General features: G+C 46.4%; 13 protein-coding genes and 2 rRNA genes. 1 reads left to right on the top strand and 14 read right to left on the bottom strand.

Translation table 11 applies throughout. The features are described 5' to 3' along the window. Positions 1-3: 3 nt before the first annotated feature. The 7 genes from radA to ABXR35_RS22765 all read right to left on the bottom strand — a co-directional run bounded on the left by radA (position 4) and on the right by ABXR35_RS22765 (position 7,981). Positions 4-1,380: a DNA repair protein RadA gene (radA, locus tag ABXR35_RS22795; RefSeq protein WP_367064367.1), complete on the bottom strand. Its 1,377-nt coding sequence runs from the start codon at positions 1,378-1,380 to the stop codon at positions 4-6. 266 nt (positions 1,381-1,646) lie between these two features. Continuing rightward, on the bottom strand, positions 1,647-4,118 hold the full coding sequence (clpC, locus tag ABXR35_RS22790; RefSeq protein WP_367064366.1) for an ATP-dependent protease ATP-binding subunit ClpC: 2,472 nt from the start codon (positions 4,116-4,118) through the stop codon (positions 1,647-1,649). Positions 4,119-4,137: 19 nt separating this feature from the next. Then, positions 4,138-5,211, bottom strand: a complete 1,074-nt coding sequence (gene mcsB, locus ABXR35_RS22785) for a protein arginine kinase (RefSeq protein WP_367064365.1) — start codon at positions 5,209-5,211, stop codon at positions 4,138-4,140. A gap of 13 nt (positions 5,212-5,224) precedes the next feature. Further along, complete coding sequence (gene mcsA / locus ABXR35_RS22780) at positions 5,225-5,749, bottom strand: protein-arginine kinase activator protein McsA (protein WP_367064364.1); 525 nt, start codon at positions 5,747-5,749, stop codon at positions 5,225-5,227. A gap of 28 nt (positions 5,750-5,777) precedes the next feature. After that, the gene (locus tag ABXR35_RS22775) at positions 5,778-6,236 is read right to left on the bottom strand and encodes a CtsR family transcriptional regulator (RefSeq protein WP_367064363.1); all 459 of its coding nucleotides are present in this window, start codon (positions 6,234-6,236) and stop codon (positions 5,778-5,780) included. A 300-nt stretch (positions 6,237-6,536) separates the two neighbouring features. Then, positions 6,537-7,460 (bottom strand): metallophosphoesterase family protein, encoded by a 924-nt coding sequence (locus ABXR35_RS22770; protein WP_367064362.1) that lies wholly within the window; start codon positions 7,458-7,460, stop codon positions 6,537-6,539. A 125-nt stretch (positions 7,461-7,585) separates the two neighbouring features. Then, complete coding sequence (locus tag ABXR35_RS22765) at positions 7,586-7,981, bottom strand: hypothetical protein (RefSeq protein WP_367064361.1); 396 nt, start codon at positions 7,979-7,981, stop codon at positions 7,586-7,588. Positions 7,982-8,381: 400 nt separating this feature from the next. On the opposite strand from ABXR35_RS22765, the gene serS reads away from it, so the two are divergent. Further along, a complete protein-coding gene (gene serS / locus ABXR35_RS22760) occupies positions 8,382-9,692 on the top strand; it encodes a serine--tRNA ligase (RefSeq protein WP_367064360.1) in 1,311 nt (436 codons plus the stop codon). 309 nt (positions 9,693-10,001) lie between these two features. Here serS and ABXR35_RS22755 read toward each other — a convergent pair whose 3' ends face one another. From ABXR35_RS22755 to ABXR35_RS22725, 7 genes are all read right to left on the bottom strand, one after another. After that, positions 10,002-10,892, bottom strand: coding sequence for a carbohydrate ABC transporter permease (locus tag ABXR35_RS22755; RefSeq protein ID WP_367064359.1), 891 nt, complete (start codon positions 10,890-10,892; stop codon positions 10,002-10,004). Between the two features lie 15 nt (positions 10,893-10,907). After that, on the bottom strand, positions 10,908-11,786 hold the full coding sequence (locus ABXR35_RS22750) for a carbohydrate ABC transporter permease (RefSeq protein WP_367064358.1): 879 nt from the start codon (positions 11,784-11,786) through the stop codon (positions 10,908-10,910). 316 nt (positions 11,787-12,102) lie between these two features. Next, positions 12,103-13,401: an extracellular solute-binding protein gene (locus tag ABXR35_RS22745; RefSeq protein ID WP_367064423.1), complete on the bottom strand. Its 1,299-nt coding sequence runs from the start codon at positions 13,399-13,401 to the stop codon at positions 12,103-12,105. Between the two features lie 323 nt (positions 13,402-13,724). After that, positions 13,725-14,498, bottom strand: coding sequence for a response regulator transcription factor (locus ABXR35_RS22740; protein WP_367064357.1), 774 nt, complete (start codon positions 14,496-14,498; stop codon positions 13,725-13,727). A gap of 194 nt (positions 14,499-14,692) precedes the next feature. After that, the gene (locus ABXR35_RS22735) at positions 14,693-16,504 is read right to left on the bottom strand and encodes a sensor histidine kinase (RefSeq protein ID WP_367064356.1); all 1,812 of its coding nucleotides are present in this window, start codon (positions 16,502-16,504) and stop codon (positions 14,693-14,695) included. A 276-nt stretch (positions 16,505-16,780) separates the two neighbouring features. Next, positions 16,781-16,897, bottom strand: a 5S ribosomal RNA gene (gene rrf / locus ABXR35_RS22730). A 62-nt stretch (positions 16,898-16,959) separates the two neighbouring features. After that, positions 16,960-17,077, bottom strand: a 23S ribosomal RNA gene (locus ABXR35_RS22725); the annotation flags it as partial.

Raw genomic sequence — 17,077 nt, 5'->3', positions numbered from 1 at the left:
CTCCTAGTCCAATGCAGCTTTTAATGCTTCCGCTATCGTATTTACTCCGATCAGTTTAATATCCTTAGGATGGGTCCAGCCTTTCAGGCTTTTCTCCGGCATAATAACACGTTTAAAGCCTAATTTTGCCGCTTCCTTGACCCGCTGCTCCGCGCGCGATACCCCGCGAACCTCACCAGTTAGACCAATTTCCCCGAATACCACATCATCCGGCTTGGTTGGTGCATCACGGAAGCTGGAAGCCAGACTGACCGCAATGGCAAGGTCGACGGCAGGCTCATCCAATCGCACACCACCGGCTACATTCAGATAAGCATCCTGATTTTGCAAAAACAAGCCCATCCGCTTTTCCAGTACGGCGATAATCAGCGCGAGACGATTGTTATCGACTCCTGTACCCATTCGGCGTGGCGAAGGAAAATGCGTTGCCGCTACCAGCGCCTGCATCTCAACCAACATTGGACGCGTTCCCTCCATGCTAGCAATTACCGTAGAGCCTGCTGCACCTGCTGAGCGTTCGGACAAGAACAACTCCGAGGGATTCGATACCTCGGTCAAGCCTTCCTCATGCATTTCAAAAATACCCATCTCATTCGTCGAGCCAAACCGGTTCTTCACCGCACGCAGCAGTCGATACGTATGATGACGCTCACCTTCAAAATACAGCACGCAGTCTACCATATGCTCCAGCATCCGTGGACCGGCAATCGCACCTTCTTTGGTCACGTGACCGACCAGCACAGTAGCGATCCCGCGAATTTTGGCAATCCGCATAAATCGCGATGTACATTCACGCACCTGAGACACACTACCCGGTGCACTCGTTACTTCCGGCTGATATACCGTTTGGATAGAGTCGATGACAAGAAAATTCGGATTGAGGCTATCAATCGCTTCCTCAATCAGCTCCATATTGCTTTCACACAACACAAATAGCTCATTGGATAGCGCACCGAGACGCTCGGCGCGCAGCTTGGTCTGACGTACCGATTCCTCACCGGAAATGTACAGTACTCGCAGCCCTTTGACTGCCAGCGCATGTGACGTTTGCAGCAGCAGCGTCGATTTACCAATCCCCGGATCGCCACCTACCAGTACAAGCGAGCCTGGCACTATACCGCCACCAAGTACACGGTTCAGCTCATGAATACCGGTTTGGATGCGCGGTTCTTGACCAGCTTCCACTTCCGTAATCGCCTGCGGCTTAACCGATGTTGGCGTTTGGAATAGGCTGGAATTCATGCCCTGTGTTTTGACAGCCGACGTTTCCTTTTCTTCAATCATGGTGTTCCAAGCCTGACAACCCGGACATTTGCCATACCATTTGGGCGATTCATAGCCGCAGTCGGTACAGAAAAATTTTGTTTTTACTTTTGCCATGGACGTCCCTTTCTATATATACGCTAAATCACGTTGAATTTGAAAAACCTCTGTTCTGCAACAGACAAGATTTTGCAGTCTATTTACATTATAACATTAAAAAGGCTGGTTCCGAGGGCATATTTGCCTTCGAAACCAACCTTTATTTTAACGATGCTTTCGTATCGCCTCAGCGTCTATACATACGCATAGGGGCGGGTAAAGTTGCTATGGTGATAGCAGTCTCATGTAGAAAAGTTGCCTTTTCGATGACTGAGCTGCGTTTATCAGGATTTTGCTTCGTTTGCGGAAACACTGTCACTTTCTTGAGAAGGAGTTACTTTTTCTACAGACAGTGTGCCTTCTTTTTCGTCGATCAGCAGGGTATCGCCTTTTTTGACGCTGCCGGTCAGCAGTTCCTCGGACAGACGATCCTCGATGTGCTTTTGAATTGCACGACGCAGTGGGCGTGCACCATAAGCAGGGTCGAAGCCCTCTTTGGCAAGGAATGCTTTCGCCGAATCGGTGAGTGTAAAGTCGACTGCATATTCACGCAGACGCTTGCGCAGCTCTTCCGACATGAGTGTAACGATCTCGGCAATGTGTTTTTCTTCCAGCGAGTGGAATACGATCACATCGTCGATCCGGTTCAGGAACTCTGGACGGAAGTGACGTTTCAGCTCGTCGGTCACTTTGCCCTTCATGTTGTTGTACTCGGCACCGGAATCGACCGCTGCGGTAAAGCCCAGCGTTGTATTACGGCGAATCGCTTCTGCCCCTACGTTGGAAGTCAGAATGATCAGCGTATTGCGGAAATCGACAACACGTCCTTTGGAATCAGTCAGACGACCATCTTCCAGTACTTGCAACAGAATGTTGAACACTTCTGGGTGAGCTTTTTCGATCTCATCCAGCAGGACAACGGAATATGGTTTACGGCGTACTTTTTCGGTCAATTGACCGCCTTCTTCGTAGCCTACATATCCCGGAGGCGCACCAACCAGACGGGAAGTCGAATGTTTCTCCATATACTCGGACATATCGATACGGATGATTGCATTCTCATCACCAAACATCGATTCCGCAAGCGCACGAGCTAGCTCCGTTTTACCAACACCGGTAGGGCCGAGGAAGATAAACGAACCCATTGGACGCTTCGGATCCTTCAGACCAGCGCGAGCACGACGGATCGCACGGCTGACAGCCACTACCGCTTCATCCTGACCGATTACGCGCTCATGCAGCAGGCTTTCCATGTTGAGCAAACGATCGGTTTCTTCTTCTTTCAGCTTCGTTACCGGAATACCTGTCCAGTTGGCAACAATGTCGGCGATATCTTCCGGTGTAACCTCGGAATCGGTACGACCTTGTTTTTCTTTCCACTGGTTTTTGGTTGTATCCAGCTCTTCGCGAATCTTTTGCTCCGTATCGCGCAGTGCTGCCGCTTTTTCAAACTCCTGACTTTGTACAGCCGCGTCTTTTTCCTTACGGATATCTTCCAGACGGCTTTCCAGTTGTTTGAGATTTGGCGGTACAGTATACGAGTTCAGTCTTACTTTGGAACCTGCTTCGTCGATCAGATCGATCGCTTTATCCGGCAGGAAGCGGTCTGTGATATAACGATCGGACAGCTTCACAGCCTGTTCAATCGCTTCATCGGTAATTTTTACACGGTGATGCGCTTCGTAACGGTCACGCAGACCCATCAGGATCTGAACCGCTTCTTCTGGTGACGGCTGATCCACCGTAATCGGTTGGAAACGACGCTCCAGCGCAGCATCTTTTTCGATATATTTACGATACTCGTCCAGCGTAGTTGCACCGATACATTGCAGCTCACCACGAGCCAGTGCAGGCTTCAGAATGTTGGATGCGTCAATCGCACCTTCTGCGCCACCAGCACCGATCAGCGTATGCAGCTCATCAATGAACAGTACGATATTGCCAGCTTGGCGAATTTCGTCCATGATTTTTTTGAGGCGGTCTTCAAACTCACCGCGATATTTGGTACCTGCAACAACTGAACCCATATCCAATGTCATAACGCGCTTGTCACGCAATGTTTCTGGAATTTCGTTGTTGATAATCTTTTGTGCTAGACCTTCGGCGATGGCTGTTTTACCAACGCCCGGCTCACCGATTAGTACCGGGTTGTTTTTGGTACGACGGCTCAGAACTTGAATCACGCGCTCAATTTCTTTGCTACGACCAATAACAGGGTCTAGATTGCTGTCCTTCGCAATGGCAGTCAGATCGCGTGCCAGACTGTCCAGCGTTGGCGTGCTCACATTGGCAGGTGTGCCATGGTGACTTGATACGGCTTCATTGCTACCAAGCAGCTGCAACACTTGCTGACGCGCCTTGTTCAGACTGATACCCAGATTGTTCAATACGCGTGCTGCTACGCCTTCTCCTTCGCGGATCAGACCGAGCAGGATATGCTCTGTGCCAACATACGTATGACCAAGCTTACGCGCTTCGTCCATCGAAAGTTCGATAACCTTTTTTGCACGTGGGGTATACGCGATATTCGTAGGTTGCTCTTGACCACGACCAATCAGCGATTCTACCTCATCCTGAATTTTCTCAAGTCCAAGACCTAGACCGATCAGCGCTTTAGCAGCGATGCCTTCGCCTTCACGAATCAATCCAAGCAAAATATGCTCTGTACCGATGTTATTGTGACCGAGACGAACCGCTTCCTCCTGAGCCAATGCCAGGACTTTTTGCGCTCGCTCCGTAAATCTGCCAAACATCATATTGAAGCACCTCCACGGTTTAGTCTTCTACGTGTACATTACCCAATGTATCGCGGATCAGCTGCGCCCTGTACATATCGCGTTCTCCTGATCCCATTTTAACACCGAACGTTTTCTGAAGGAAACCCGGTTGTGTCATAATCAGCAATTCGTTCATCTGAACGACGGATGCCCGATCAATCAACCCCAGATCTACTCCAAGCCGCACATCCGAAATGCGCTGAAAAGCTTCCTTCGCATCCATCATCGTTGCATACGACAAAATGCCGTATGAACGCATGATGCGGTCGGTAATGCGCAGCTTCGATTCGGTCAGCAAGCGACTACGCGCATGCTGCTCGTATTCGATAATTTGCATAACCACACTACGTAGATTGTCGATAATCTCATCTTCGGACAATCCAAGCGTAATCTGATTGGAAATTTGAAACATATTCCCGATCGCTTCACTGCCTTCGCCGTACAATCCACGGATCGCCAAACCAACCTGAGATACCGCCGATAAAATACGACCGACCTGATTGAGAATGGTCAATGCTGGCAAATGCAGCATCACCGATGCACGCAGTCCCGTACCTAGATTGGTCGGACAGCTGGTCAGATACCCGCGTCGGTCGTCAAAGGCATAATCGACTACCTTTTCAAAAGCATCGTCGATCTGTGACGCCCGCTGCCATGCTTCCTGTAGCTGAAAACCCGGATACAGACACTGAATACGCAAATGATCTTCCTCATTCAGCATAATGCTGACCGCTTCATCATCCGTCAACAATACAGCCCCTGCTTTGGAATCATTGATCAGATTAGGACTGATCAAATGCTTTTCCATCAGTACTTCCTTGTCGACGTCATTCAGTTCGCCCAGTACAATCGGCTCAAACGGTCCAAGTGCCTGTATACCTTCGTCCTGCAGCGCAGCTGTGAGCTGCTGACGTACCTGCTCAGCCTGTTCTTCGGAAGACACAATCGGGAATGGCTGATGCACCAGATTACGGGCAATACGTACCCGGCTGCTGATGACAACATCCGAATAATCTCCGCCCTTTTGCATCCATTCGCTCAAAGGCTTTTCAGTAAAACGGAGACCCGGCATACGTCATTCCTCCTTACGACTCCTGTGAAATTTGCTTTTCCAGCTCGCGAATCTGATCGCGCAGCTGGGCAGCCTGCTCAAATTCCTCTTCGGCAATGCGTTGCTGCATCTCATGACGCAGCTCATGCACCTGTCGTCTTGCTTTGATCTGTACACCGGCGCGCTCTGGCAACTTACCCGCATGAGCAGTACTGCCATGAACCCGCTTCAACAATGGATCAAGCTGACGGTCAAAGGTAGGATAACAGGAACTGCATCCAAAGCGTCCCAGCTTACGGAATTGGGCATAGGTCATGCCGCATTCCGGGCATTGCAGCTGTTGGGCAAGGGTACCTGCCGCTTTGGCTTTGTTGCTGGAATCAAAATCCATCAATCCCGATAATAGATTGTGAATAGAAAATCCACCGGAAGTGCCTGGAATCAGCTCCCCTTTTTCATGAGCACAATGTTCGCAAATGTGGAATTCCGTCTTCTCCCCATTTACGATCTTGGTGAAATGAAGGGTTGCCGGCCGTTGCTGGCATTCCTGACAAATCATATCGCTATGCCTCCCTTCTTCCCTATGATCAAGACCCAAGCAATGAGATCAGCATGGCCTTCATCATTCGTGCACGGACTTCATCCCGATAGGGAAGATTGAGTGAAATAACATCCCTGCACACCACCGCACGCATCATCTCTGCTTCGCGCTTGGAGATCAGCCGTGCCTCGAACAGCTGGTAAATTAACCCTTCTGCTGCCGTCTGGCTCATTGCTTGGCCAATACTTTCGTGAATATGGGTATGGATGGTAGAATGTGACGGAAGCTCGATTCGGCGAATACGAATATAACCGCCGCCGCCCCGTTTGCTCTCCACCAGATAGCCCTTTTCCAGCGTAAAACGTGTACTGATCACATAGTTAATCTGCGACGGTACGCAGGAAAACTGGTCAGCCAGATCGTTACGCTGGATCTCCAATGCACCTTCACCTTCCTGAAGCATGCGTTTCAAATATTGTTCGATAATGTCGGAGATATTACGCATTGTATCCTCCTCCATGTATAGTTAAACATGAATTCGCCAATGATAATATCAAAGTCTACATAAACAACACTTAACCATATCTTTTATGGTCAGAAACGAACATATTGTAGAATCCCTGTAATAAATGAAAACAGCGTTTCCGGGCAGGATCACATCCATTTCGTGGATAATAAACTGGCATATTTGTTCGCTGACTTTGACTTTCTTTGACTTTATAATATTATACCATAAAATTCCGTTTTGCCAAGGGGGATCAACAAGGATAACAACAGCGTAGCTTACATGTCAGCTGTTGGATTCTCATTCCGCAACTAGAATAAATACCTTCCCATCTGCATTAAGTACCTGTGTTCCATTTTGCAAACGGGCGTAATGCTCTTGTCCTTGTTCCGTCTGCCAGCCGACATGACCGCAGCAGATTAGAACAGGACTATATTTTTCCACTTCCACGCGCACATTCTGATCCCCTGGACGACAGTTGGATGGATCATCTGGTCCCTGGTGCATAACCAATACATCCGGCGATTTTCTCAATAGACTTCCCAATTGTTTCAAAAAATCAGGTTCTGGCATGCGATTAGGTTTATCTGGTCTACCTGTAATACCACTTAATCCTGCGATATGTAAATCTTGCATCTGTTGCAATTGAGGTTCTAACATCCATATCGCTTCTTGATGCGTATTAATATGCTTCTTCTCTTGCTCTGCAAAAATATCATGATTACCCGATACTGCAGCCATATGAACAAATGTTTGTTGAAAAGCTTCCCAAACCGCCATCGGACTTCCGCTGGCACCCCTTTTCTGCACATCTGCATATAAATCTCCACATAACAGAAGCATAACCTGCTCCTTGTGTATATGTGGCCAATCCATTTGCAATAATAGTTCTAACATTTCCGGCAAAGCCTCACCTAACAAGTGAGAGCGCCGTCTAGTCGAAGATGGAGCAGTGGTAGATATAAATTGCTGATCTGTCATAGTTATAGAACAAGAATCAGCCAAACGCTCAACCTCCCCTCCTATACCGTCAAATGCCGTATATTCCATGACACCTTGTAGATCCGATGTGACGATTACGGCCTTCAAACAGTCCGGCAATCCTCGTACCGTCCCCCTATAAATAGGTAGCTGCTTTCGATCAACCGACTGACTTCCCGGAGTTGGTGCAAGATAAGAAATTTGTTCTATCGGCTCTGCCTGAATATGTACAATTTCCAACATGTCATTACCTTCTTTCTAGACCAGATACATACTCATGGAATGATAAGGTCTGAGCGCTATTGAAACCGAATGTTTTATCCTCATTCGATCCAACATCATAAACAAATCATACAGTCGCCAGCTATTTATAACGTTCCTTCTACCACAATATAGTCAGCATACTGTAATCTCTTGCGAATCCACTCCGTAACTTGTTGAATAAATAAGCGATGTGCTTCATTTTCTGGCGGAAATCGATCCATCTCATCCAAAATCTCTTTCCAAACCGAAGCGGCAATCACGTTATCCCAACAATGATCAAATGCTGTATATACCTCGCCCGTTTGCGGATCTGTGAGAGGATACTGCTTTTCCACGATAGGCATTAGCAATTCCATATCCACATAGCTGACAAATAGTAATTCTTCACATGTATATAAATCCTCCCCCGGTCGATGGGTCCCAAAAAAATAGCCCGGCTCATTGCGTCTTTGTTCGCTATGATAAGACAAATATTGAATGGTTTGCTTTGGCTTGCTCATATGTATTCCTCCTTGTTCCTCTCATCTATTTCACGGTAAACGTCCAATCGACACCGCACGTATTTTACTCATCATAGCTTGACGCTCTTGCTTCCATCAAGTACACTGATACAAATCCATATGATGAAACGGCCAGTGAAGGGAATCCAACCCGGAGGCGTTTTCGGCAAGGAACAGCAGCTATCGCAGCATCTCGAAGAATAGTAGCTGGTTCCCTAAGTTAAACGGTATTCGCCCGTTATCGCGGAACCTGAGTGGATCGGAGATGGTTATTCTCCGGTTAAATTGGGTGGCACCGCGAGCAGAACGCTCCTCGTCCCAAGTTGATGAGGAGCGTTCTTTGTGTTTTTACAAATTATCGGCAGCCACCTACTGCCTATCCACAAAGGAGCGAATATTCATGTTAGACATTCAGTACATTCAACAACATGCCGCAGCACTACAGGAGATCGCCAATAAAAAGCATATCCAAGTCTCGATTGCGGAACTATTGGACCATTATCAGGCACGGAACCGTCTGCTTCACCAGATCGAGCAGCTTCGTCAACAGCGTAATCAGCTAACTCGTGAGATTGGCGCTTTGATGAAGACTACGACTACAGAACAGCCAGTAGATGCTGATCCATTGCGCGACCTTGTCAAAGGCATTAACCAGCAGCTTCAACAGCTGGAGCCGCAAGGAGAGCAAATGCAACAACAATACAGCACACTTATGAATCTAGTACCCAATGTGGTCGCACCGGATACACCGGATGGAGAGTCGGATGCAGATAATGTAGTGCTCCGACAGCATGGAACCGTACCGACCTTTCCTTTTCCGCTCAGGGATCATGTAGAGCTTGGCGAGCTGCACGGCTTGATGGATACGGCGAGAGGCGTTAAGGTCAGTGGCAGCCGTCAATATTACTTGACTGGCATGGGCGTGTTGCTACATCGTGCCGTACAGCAGCTTGCTTTTGATCTACTGCTTGGTAAAGGCTATACCCCGCTCGAAGTTCCTATGATGGTCAGAGGAGCAGCTTTGCAAAATACGGGATTTTTCCCATTGGGTATGGATCAGACATTTCAAATTCAAGGTGAAGATCGCTGGCTCACCGGCACATCGGAAGTCGCCCTCGTCTCGTATTATCAAAATGAAATCGTGGATCTTAGTAACGGCGCAATCAAGCTGGCTGCCGCTTCGCAAAGCTTCCGTAGCGAAGTGGGATCGGCAGGTAAAGATGTACGCGGATTATATCGCGTGCACCAATTTGCCAAAGTAGAGCAGGTAATCTTATGCGAAGCTGATCTGGATCAATCGGAGCAGATTCATCAAGAGATTACCGCCAATGCTGAGGAGCTTCTGCAATTGCTGGAATTGCCTTATCAAGTAGTTGCTGTCTGTATCGGTGACATGTCGCAAAAAACGTACAAGCAATACGATATCGAGACATGGATGCCTGCTCGTCAAGCATATGGTGAAACTCATTCGTCGTCGAATCTGCACGACTTTCAGGCGCGCCGTGCCAATATCCGCTATCGCACTGCGGATGGCAAGCTGCAATACTGTCATACGCTCAACAACACTGCTGTCGCATCGCCGCGCATTTTAATTCCATTATTGGAAAATCATCAACAAGAAGATGGTAGCATTTATATTCCACTCGCCCTGCGTCCGTACGTAAATGGGCTGGAACGAATCGAGGCACCCTTGGTCAGCATAGAGGAGTAAGCGTTCCCCCTTCCAAGCGCAAGCAAATAATCATATCTTACATTTCCAATATTCATTGCTGTTGTTGGGAACTATACCTGCTTGTTATCGTTGCCATTTCTTTTGTATCGCTTCCATTTGTAATGATGGAAGCTCGCTATACTTCACACCCAAACGACTATACCAACATGCGAATGACGCCACTTCCCATAATCGGAGTGGCGTCATTCGTATGTTCTTCTTTTATAAAGGTGATAGAGAACGACTACGCATTTCTTTCGTAATCGTACTTCCACTGCTGCACAATCCGTCGCAAATAGGACAAACAACTTACCCCTTCACTGAACCGGCAGCCAATCCTTCTACAATACGATTACTCAGCAGCAAGAACGCCACCAGAATCGGAATAATACTGATCATCAGCGTCGCTCCAATCGCGCCCCAATCGGTCAAATACTGCCCAACAAAGTTGTTTACGCCAACCGTCAGCGTCTTCCACTGATCTGAGCTAATAAACGTATTTACAAACACAAACTCATTCCAGTTATAGATCATGTTGATAATCGCTGTTGTCGCGATGACCGGTGACGTGAGCGGCAACACAATTCGGAAAAAGATCCGGTGTACCGAGCAGCCGTCAATGACTCCTGCTTCTTCAATCTCCCTAGGAATCGCCTGATAAAACCCTAGCAAAATCATAATCGTCACCGGCAAATTAAACGCCGTATACGACAAGATAACCGATAATGGATTATCAATCAGATTCACATGCTTGAAAAAGTTAAACAACGGGATCAATGTCGAATGTAGCGGAATCATCAAGCCGATAATAAACAAACCCAGTACCAGCTTGCTTAGCTTCCAGTGCATCCGTGTAATCGCAAACGTAACAAAGCTTGCTAGAACAATTGTCAATATAACCGCCACGACGGTATACCAGACACTATTAAAAAAGTACAGATTAATATGCCCTTGGCTCCATACCTTCGGATAATTGCCCCACTGCGGATTCTGAGGCAGCGCAAAAGGCGACATCCCAAACACTTCTTGATTCGTCTTTAGTGAGAACAAAAACAACCAGATTAACGGATAAATCTGTATAACCGCCAGAATGCCCAGCACCAGATAGAGCAGTCCGAAGCCAAGACGACTCGCCCATCTTGTTTTCACCGCTGTACCGGAGCCTGCATTGGATCGTTTGCTTGCAGCCCATTCACTCATCTGTCTCTTCCCTCCTCAGTACTGCACATCTTCCTTGGATGTCGTCAGTTTACGAATAAGCCATGTCATCAGCAGACAAATGATCAGCAAAGCAAAGCCGACCGCACTGCCGTATCCAAAATTATATTTGCTAAATGCTTCGCCATACATGTACGAAGCCATTACTTCACTAGCATGGTTCGGTCCGCCGCCTGTCATAACGAAGATCAGATCAAAGTATTTCAGCGATCCGACTAGTGCGAGTACAATCGTTACCTTAAAGACCGAAGAGATCAGCGGCAGCTTTACCCGTGTCGCTACCTGCCACGGCGTTGCGCCATCAATGGTAGCAGCTTCGACAACTTCTTCCGATACATTTTTCAAAGCAGCATAATAGATAATGATGTAAAATCCTGCATACTGCCACACAATCGGTACAAAGATCGCATACAACACGATATTCGGATCGGATAACCAAAGTGGCGGATTCTCCACCCCAAAGCTCATTAACAAATTATTCAGCATTCCGTTTGCCGGATCATAAATTTTAGACCACAACTGTGCAATCGCTACAGAAGACAACAGCATAGGAATGAGATAAATTTTGCGGAACAGATTGGCGCCTTTGATACGACTCGCCAGTACCATAGATACCGCTAAATAAATAAACAAGCTCAATGTCGAGAAAATACCTAGCAATACGGAATGATACGTACTTTTCCAAAACATCGAATCATGGATCAGCTTATTGTAATTGCCTAACCCGATAAACTTCATCGGAGCAAAACCTTTCCAATCCATCATGCCGTAATACCCAGTAAGCACCAGCGGAATATAAATAATAACCAGAATCAATAACAGCGCCGGCAGTACATACATGGCAATTGCGGCTCTATTGGACATGACAGCTTTCATAATGCGTTTGCCTCCTTTGATCCCATTTCCCGTTCCAGCTCTAGCCAGCACACAGCGCAGGAGAATCGATTCAAAAGACCACGAGCTACACATGCCTGTGGTCTTTTGAATCGTGAGCCGATGACCGTCCTTACAGAGAGCAACGATGCCAGTACCAATAGCTTTCGGACTTTGCCATCACCTATATTGTGTTCACTGTCACCTGTCACCTGTCACCTGTCACCTGTCACCTGTCACCTGTCACCTGTCACCTGTCACCTGTCACCTGTCACCTGTCACCTGTCACCTGTCACCTGTCACCTGTCACCAAACGATTTTATTGCTTTTCCTCCGCCAATGCAGCCGCCGTTTGATCGACGAATTGCTGTGGTGTAATCTGCTTACCAAACAGTGCTGCAATGAGATCGTGATGCAGTTCAGCCACATTCGGGCTAGCCTGAGTATCAAAGTAGGTTGTTACATTGGAAGCCTCACTCAAATCCTTCAAAATCTCCACATACATAGGGTCCAGCTTTTGGTCTGTCGTATCTACCTTTGTTGCTGGGATCACACCTGCATCCGTAACCGATTTTTTGCCCCATTCTTTTACAAGAAAGGCTGCAAAATCCTTCGCTTGCTCTTTTACCTGAGAATGATCCGCTACGAACAGACCTACACCCGGTCCGCCGACATAGCTGTTAATATCTGTACCTTTGCCACCCTCATAGAGTGGGAATTTGAAGTAACCGATTTTGTCTTTAAATTCCTTTGGTACATCTGGGCTTGTTGTATAATTCGGCAGCTCCCATGTTGCAGTCAAAAACATCGCTGCCTGCTCATTCATAAAGTAGCCTTTTGCTTCATCGTTGGATAGTCCACTGTTACCTTTTTCAAACGTATTCATATCCACCAGATTCTGTACTTCTGTTGCCGCTTGCAAAATAGCCGGATCATTAAAGCTGCGTTTGCCCTTGATCACATCCGTCAGAATCGTTGGCCCACCAATACGATCTGCCAGATACATGAACCAGAACGAACCCGGCCATCCTTCTTTGTTACCGACTGCTGCCGGAATGACTTTGTTTTGATTTAAAGTATTTACGATATTTTTGAATTCTGTATACGTTTTAGGTACCTGGAGATTGTATTTCTTAAAAATTTCCTTATTGTAGAAAATGTAAGAAATATTCAGCTCCAGCGGCATGCCGTATGTTTTGCCATCAATGGCGTACGATTCTTTTACACCGGGGATAAAAGCATCCTTCAGATTGGCATCAATCACATCATCCAAAGGCGTAAACAGCTGACCTTCTACATAAGGCTTGAGGAAGCCGTCCGACCAAGTCATACCGACATCAGGCAATTCGTTGGACGATGCCAGCACCTTCAGCTTTTCACGATACTGATCATTACCGAGAATTTCTGTCTGAATCTTCACATCGGGATGCTGTTTTTCATAATCCTGAATAATATCGTTCACGATCGTATACTGAGCCTTCGAGCTACCTTCTGGCCACAGATGCATAAACTTGATAACCGTTTGCCCGCCACTCGCTGCATTACTGCTACCTCCATCACTAGCAGAAGAACCACAACCTGAGAGAGCAAAAGACATCATAAGCAATAGAGTTAACATAATGGGAAGCGCTTTCTTTTTTGACAATGAAACTACCTCCTTTGTGGGTTCATAGCCGATTGACTATAGTTCAAGTCTAGCAGTTGGATCTATTCCACATAAGGCAACAGCCATTGGTAAAAATTCTCTTTTCTTTGGACAATTGGAATATACTCCAATACTCCAATACTCCAATACTCCAATACTCCAATACTCCAATACTCCAATACTCCAATACTCCAATACTCCAATACTCCAATACTCCAATACTCCAATACTCCAATACTCCAATACTCCAATACTGAACAAGTATACGAAGGCGTACAGCATATGCAAGGTTCTATTTAGCGCACCGATTTACGATAGGTACTCGGTGTCATACCTTCCAGCTCCTTGAAAATTTTAATAAAATACTTCGCTGTCCGATACCCTGACTGCTCCGCAATATCCCCTACCGACAAGCTTGTAGAAATAAGCAGTTCCTTGGCACGCTGAATACGCTGACGAGTCACATATTCACTGAACGTAAGCTCCACCTGCTCCTTAAATAGCACGCTCAAATAGCTAGGATTTAGATGAATATAATCAGCCAACTCCTTCAAGCTCAGCTCTTCCTGCAAATGAGTGTCAATATAGTGCATCGCTTCCCGAATACGCTCGCCAGCAGTCTGACTTTTCTCGTTAACCTGAACAAGCTTGTCATCGACCACCTTTTCAATAATTGTGGCACGCATCTGCTTCGCCTCTACCCCTAATGCCACGTCTACCGCTTCGATCAGATCAGCTTTACTAATCGGCTTGAGCAAATAATTCACAACACCAAGCCGAATCGCCTCCTGAGCATAAGCGAATTCTGAATACGCTGATATTAAAATAACAACCGGCGATTGTCCCTGTGCTCGAATCTGTTGCAACATCGATAGTCCATTCATTTCTGGCATCCGAATATCCGTTAACAACACATGCACTTGTTGCCGTTTAAAAATACCAAGCGCCTCTTCTCCATTCTCCGCCATCATCACCTGATACTGCCCTTCACACCACTGATCCAGCACCTTTTTCAACCCTTGCCGTGTACGCGGCTCATCATCCACAATTAAAATCGTTTTACTGTACATGCGATGCCTCCTTTTAATAATCAAACTGTTCCTCATGCCCGCACAATGATCTTCCTAGCAATTGAGCATACAAGTGAACATAATCTATAGCACTTCTAGTAGCTTTAATCGCTTTATTGTTTCTAGCGCTTATAGTGCTTGTAGTGCTTGTAGCGCTTTTAGTGCTTCTAATATCTTTAGTTTCTATAACACCCTTAACCATGCCGAACGTCAGCCATATGAAACGGAATCTCAATCACAATGCGTGTTCCTTCATCCAGTTTACTTTCGATATGAATACGCGACTCTTCCCGCTCTGGAAAATACAAATGCAGCCGCTGATACACGTTCGATAAAGCAATACCGTTCCCGCTCGATTCTCCACCTGCCACTTGTCCACGACTCTCGCCACCATTAGCAAACGTAGATATTCCGCCCTCTTTCATCGACCGCTGCACCAAGTCAAGCATGTCCTGCGTCATGCCCGGACCATCATCCTGAACAACAATGTGGAGCTGCCTTTGCTGTGCATCCACTTGGGCAGAAATCGTAATCGTACAATCCCCTTTCTTGTTACCTGCTCCATGCAGAATCGCATTTTCCACTAATGGCTGAATAAGCAAACGTGGAATACGAACCTGCGACGCTTCGTTGGATAAAGATATACGGTAATGCAGACGTTCGCCAAACCGCATTTTCATAATTTCCATATAATTATCAATATGCCGAATCTCCTCGCGCAGCAGCACCCATTCATCGTCACTTTGTCTAGTGATCGTATAGCGAAACAAATTGGACATCGCCACGACCTGCTCTGCAAGCTCTTCCTGATCCTTTTCCTCTAATGACCAACGTAGCGCATCCAGCGCGTTGAACAAAAAGTGCGGATTGATCTGTGCTTGTAATGCCTTTAGCTCACTACGGTTCCGAGTAATCTCCTTTTCATACACCATTTTGATCAAATGGTTTGTTTCTTTCACTAGCTGGTTGTACGTACTGTTCAATTCATTGATTTCATTCACCGTATGGATTTTGGGGTTGAGTGTCATCGGTCCAGCAATAGCTTGCTGCATCGTATGCGTTAATCGAAGAATCGGTTTTGTAATAAGTGTGGACAGAAAATAGGAGCAGATAAAATAAATCACAATTCCAATCACACCCGCATATACAATCCCGTTACGCAACACATGTACGCTTTCGTATAAAGCGCTTACAGGAGTCAAAATCAAAACCGTCCATCCTGTAATCGTAGACTGCTGCCTCGCCATGATGTATTGCTGTCCATCCAATGCTACAATCGGCATTTGCTGTGGGTGATCCAAGATCGCAGTAAGCGAGCCTTTATAATTGGAATTGATCGTTTCCAAATCTTGACCTAATAAAATGGAATATTGATCTGCCGCACTCGCCAGCTGCTGGTTCGCAAACTGGAAATAATATCGATACATGCTAACCAACAAATATCCACCTGTCGTATAATGCTCTTCCATCAAGTTCACTCGCCGAATTGCTAGAAAATAATTCTTATCCGTCGGATCATCCCCGATCCATACCAATCGACCGCCAGCATGATCAGCTTTAGCGATCCATTCATCTGTAATGCGTCCAGATAAACTTGCTCCATCCAGCGGCAATATACGCTCTGACTCCTTCGTATACAGTTCAAAGGACGAAATGCCGTCCGAATTCGCCTGAATTGTATTCACAATCCCTTTCAATTCCTGCCGATCTTTAAAAGAAACATCATTATGGTAATACTTACGCTGCAACACATTTTGTACATTTTTATTCGTCGTCACAAGCTTAGAGACCATATTAACCTGTTCATATAACGATTCAAAACGCCCATTTGCCTCTACCGCCACCTGCTGAATCTGATGCTCCGTATTCGCCTGTAACATCGAGGAAATCGGTCGAAACGTCATCACGCTAACGACCAGCAAAACAATGACCATCACCGATAAAAATACAAACAGCACCTGATTACGCAGCGTATTCCATTTTCTCAATGCTTGTAGCATACTCATCGCCCTTCTTCTTGTTTGCCTTCTCCCATTCTAATCGTTGTCGAAATCCTTTTTAAGCATTTTATGTAATATACAATTAAAGGTAAGAATAGCAGAAAACCACACAATAGAACATAGACATGTTAGAGCATACACACCTCTTAGAACATACACATTAGAATACACAGATTAGAACAGAGAGACTAGAATGACACATCTTATCTGTTATACCAAACTGAAAGATTAAAAAACAACATAAAAAAGACACGACCTATGCAGATCGTGTCTTTACTTCTCGCTTGGCAACGTCCTACTCTCCCAGGACCCTGCGGTCCAAGTACCATCGGCGCTGGAGGGCTTAACGGTCGTGTTCGGGATGGGTACGTGTGGAACCCCTCCGCCATCATCACCAAACGTGCAGGTATGTTCATCACCTGAAAACTGAATCCGAAACGAATCATCGCGTGTTTAGAATCTTGGATAAGCCCTCGACCGATTAGTATTGGTCAGCTCCATGCATTGCTGCACTTCCACCCCCAACCTATCAACCTCGTCGTCTTCAAGGGGTCTTACATACTGGGAAATCTCATCTTG

Origin of the sequence: Paenibacillus sp. JQZ6Y-1, from assembly GCF_040719145.1 — a bacterium.
Classification (GTDB): Bacteria; Bacillota; Bacilli; order Paenibacillales; family Paenibacillaceae; genus Saccharibacillus; species Saccharibacillus kandeliae.
The sequence above is the reverse complement of the archived record's forward strand: the minus strand, read 5'-3'. Positions and strand labels throughout refer to the sequence as shown.

Excerpts from the sequence above, each read along its gene's own strand:
- ABXR35_RS22750 (WP_367064358.1), bottom strand. The coding sequence starts at position 11,786 with ATGAAAGCTGTCATGTCCAATAGAGCCGCAATTGCCATGTATGTACTG.
- mcsA (WP_367064364.1), bottom strand. The coding sequence starts at position 5,749 with ATGATTTGTCAGGAATGCCAGCAACGGCCGGCAACCCTTCATTTCACC.
- ABXR35_RS22745 (WP_367064423.1), bottom strand. The coding sequence starts at position 13,401 with ATGTTAACTCTATTGCTTATGATGTCTTTTGCTCTCTCAGGTTGTGGT.
- mcsB (WP_367064365.1), bottom strand. The coding sequence starts at position 5,211 with ATGCCGGGTCTCCGTTTTACTGAAAAGCCTTTGAGCGAATGGATGCAA.
- ABXR35_RS22770 (WP_367064362.1), bottom strand. The coding sequence starts at position 7,460 with ATGTTGGAAATTGTACATATTCAGGCAGAGCCGATAGAACAAATTTCT.
- ABXR35_RS22735 (WP_367064356.1), bottom strand. The coding sequence starts at position 16,504 with ATGAGTATGCTACAAGCATTGAGAAAATGGAATACGCTGCGTAATCAG.
- ABXR35_RS22765 (WP_367064361.1), bottom strand. The coding sequence starts at position 7,981 with ATGAGCAAGCCAAAGCAAACCATTCAATATTTGTCTTATCATAGCGAA.
- serS (WP_367064360.1), top strand. The coding sequence starts at position 8,382 with ATGTTAGACATTCAGTACATTCAACAACATGCCGCAGCACTACAGGAG.
- ABXR35_RS22755 (WP_367064359.1), bottom strand. The coding sequence starts at position 10,892 with ATGAGTGAATGGGCTGCAAGCAAACGATCCAATGCAGGCTCCGGTACA.
- radA (WP_367064367.1), bottom strand. The coding sequence starts at position 1,380 with ATGGCAAAAGTAAAAACAAAATTTTTCTGTACCGACTGCGGCTATGAA.
- ABXR35_RS22775 (WP_367064363.1), bottom strand. The coding sequence starts at position 6,236 with ATGCGTAATATCTCCGACATTATCGAACAATATTTGAAACGCATGCTT.
- ABXR35_RS22740 (WP_367064357.1), bottom strand. The coding sequence starts at position 14,498 with ATGTACAGTAAAACGATTTTAATTGTGGATGATGAGCCGCGTACACGG.
- clpC (WP_367064366.1), bottom strand. The coding sequence starts at position 4,118 with ATGATGTTTGGCAGATTTACGGAGCGAGCGCAAAAAGTCCTGGCATTG.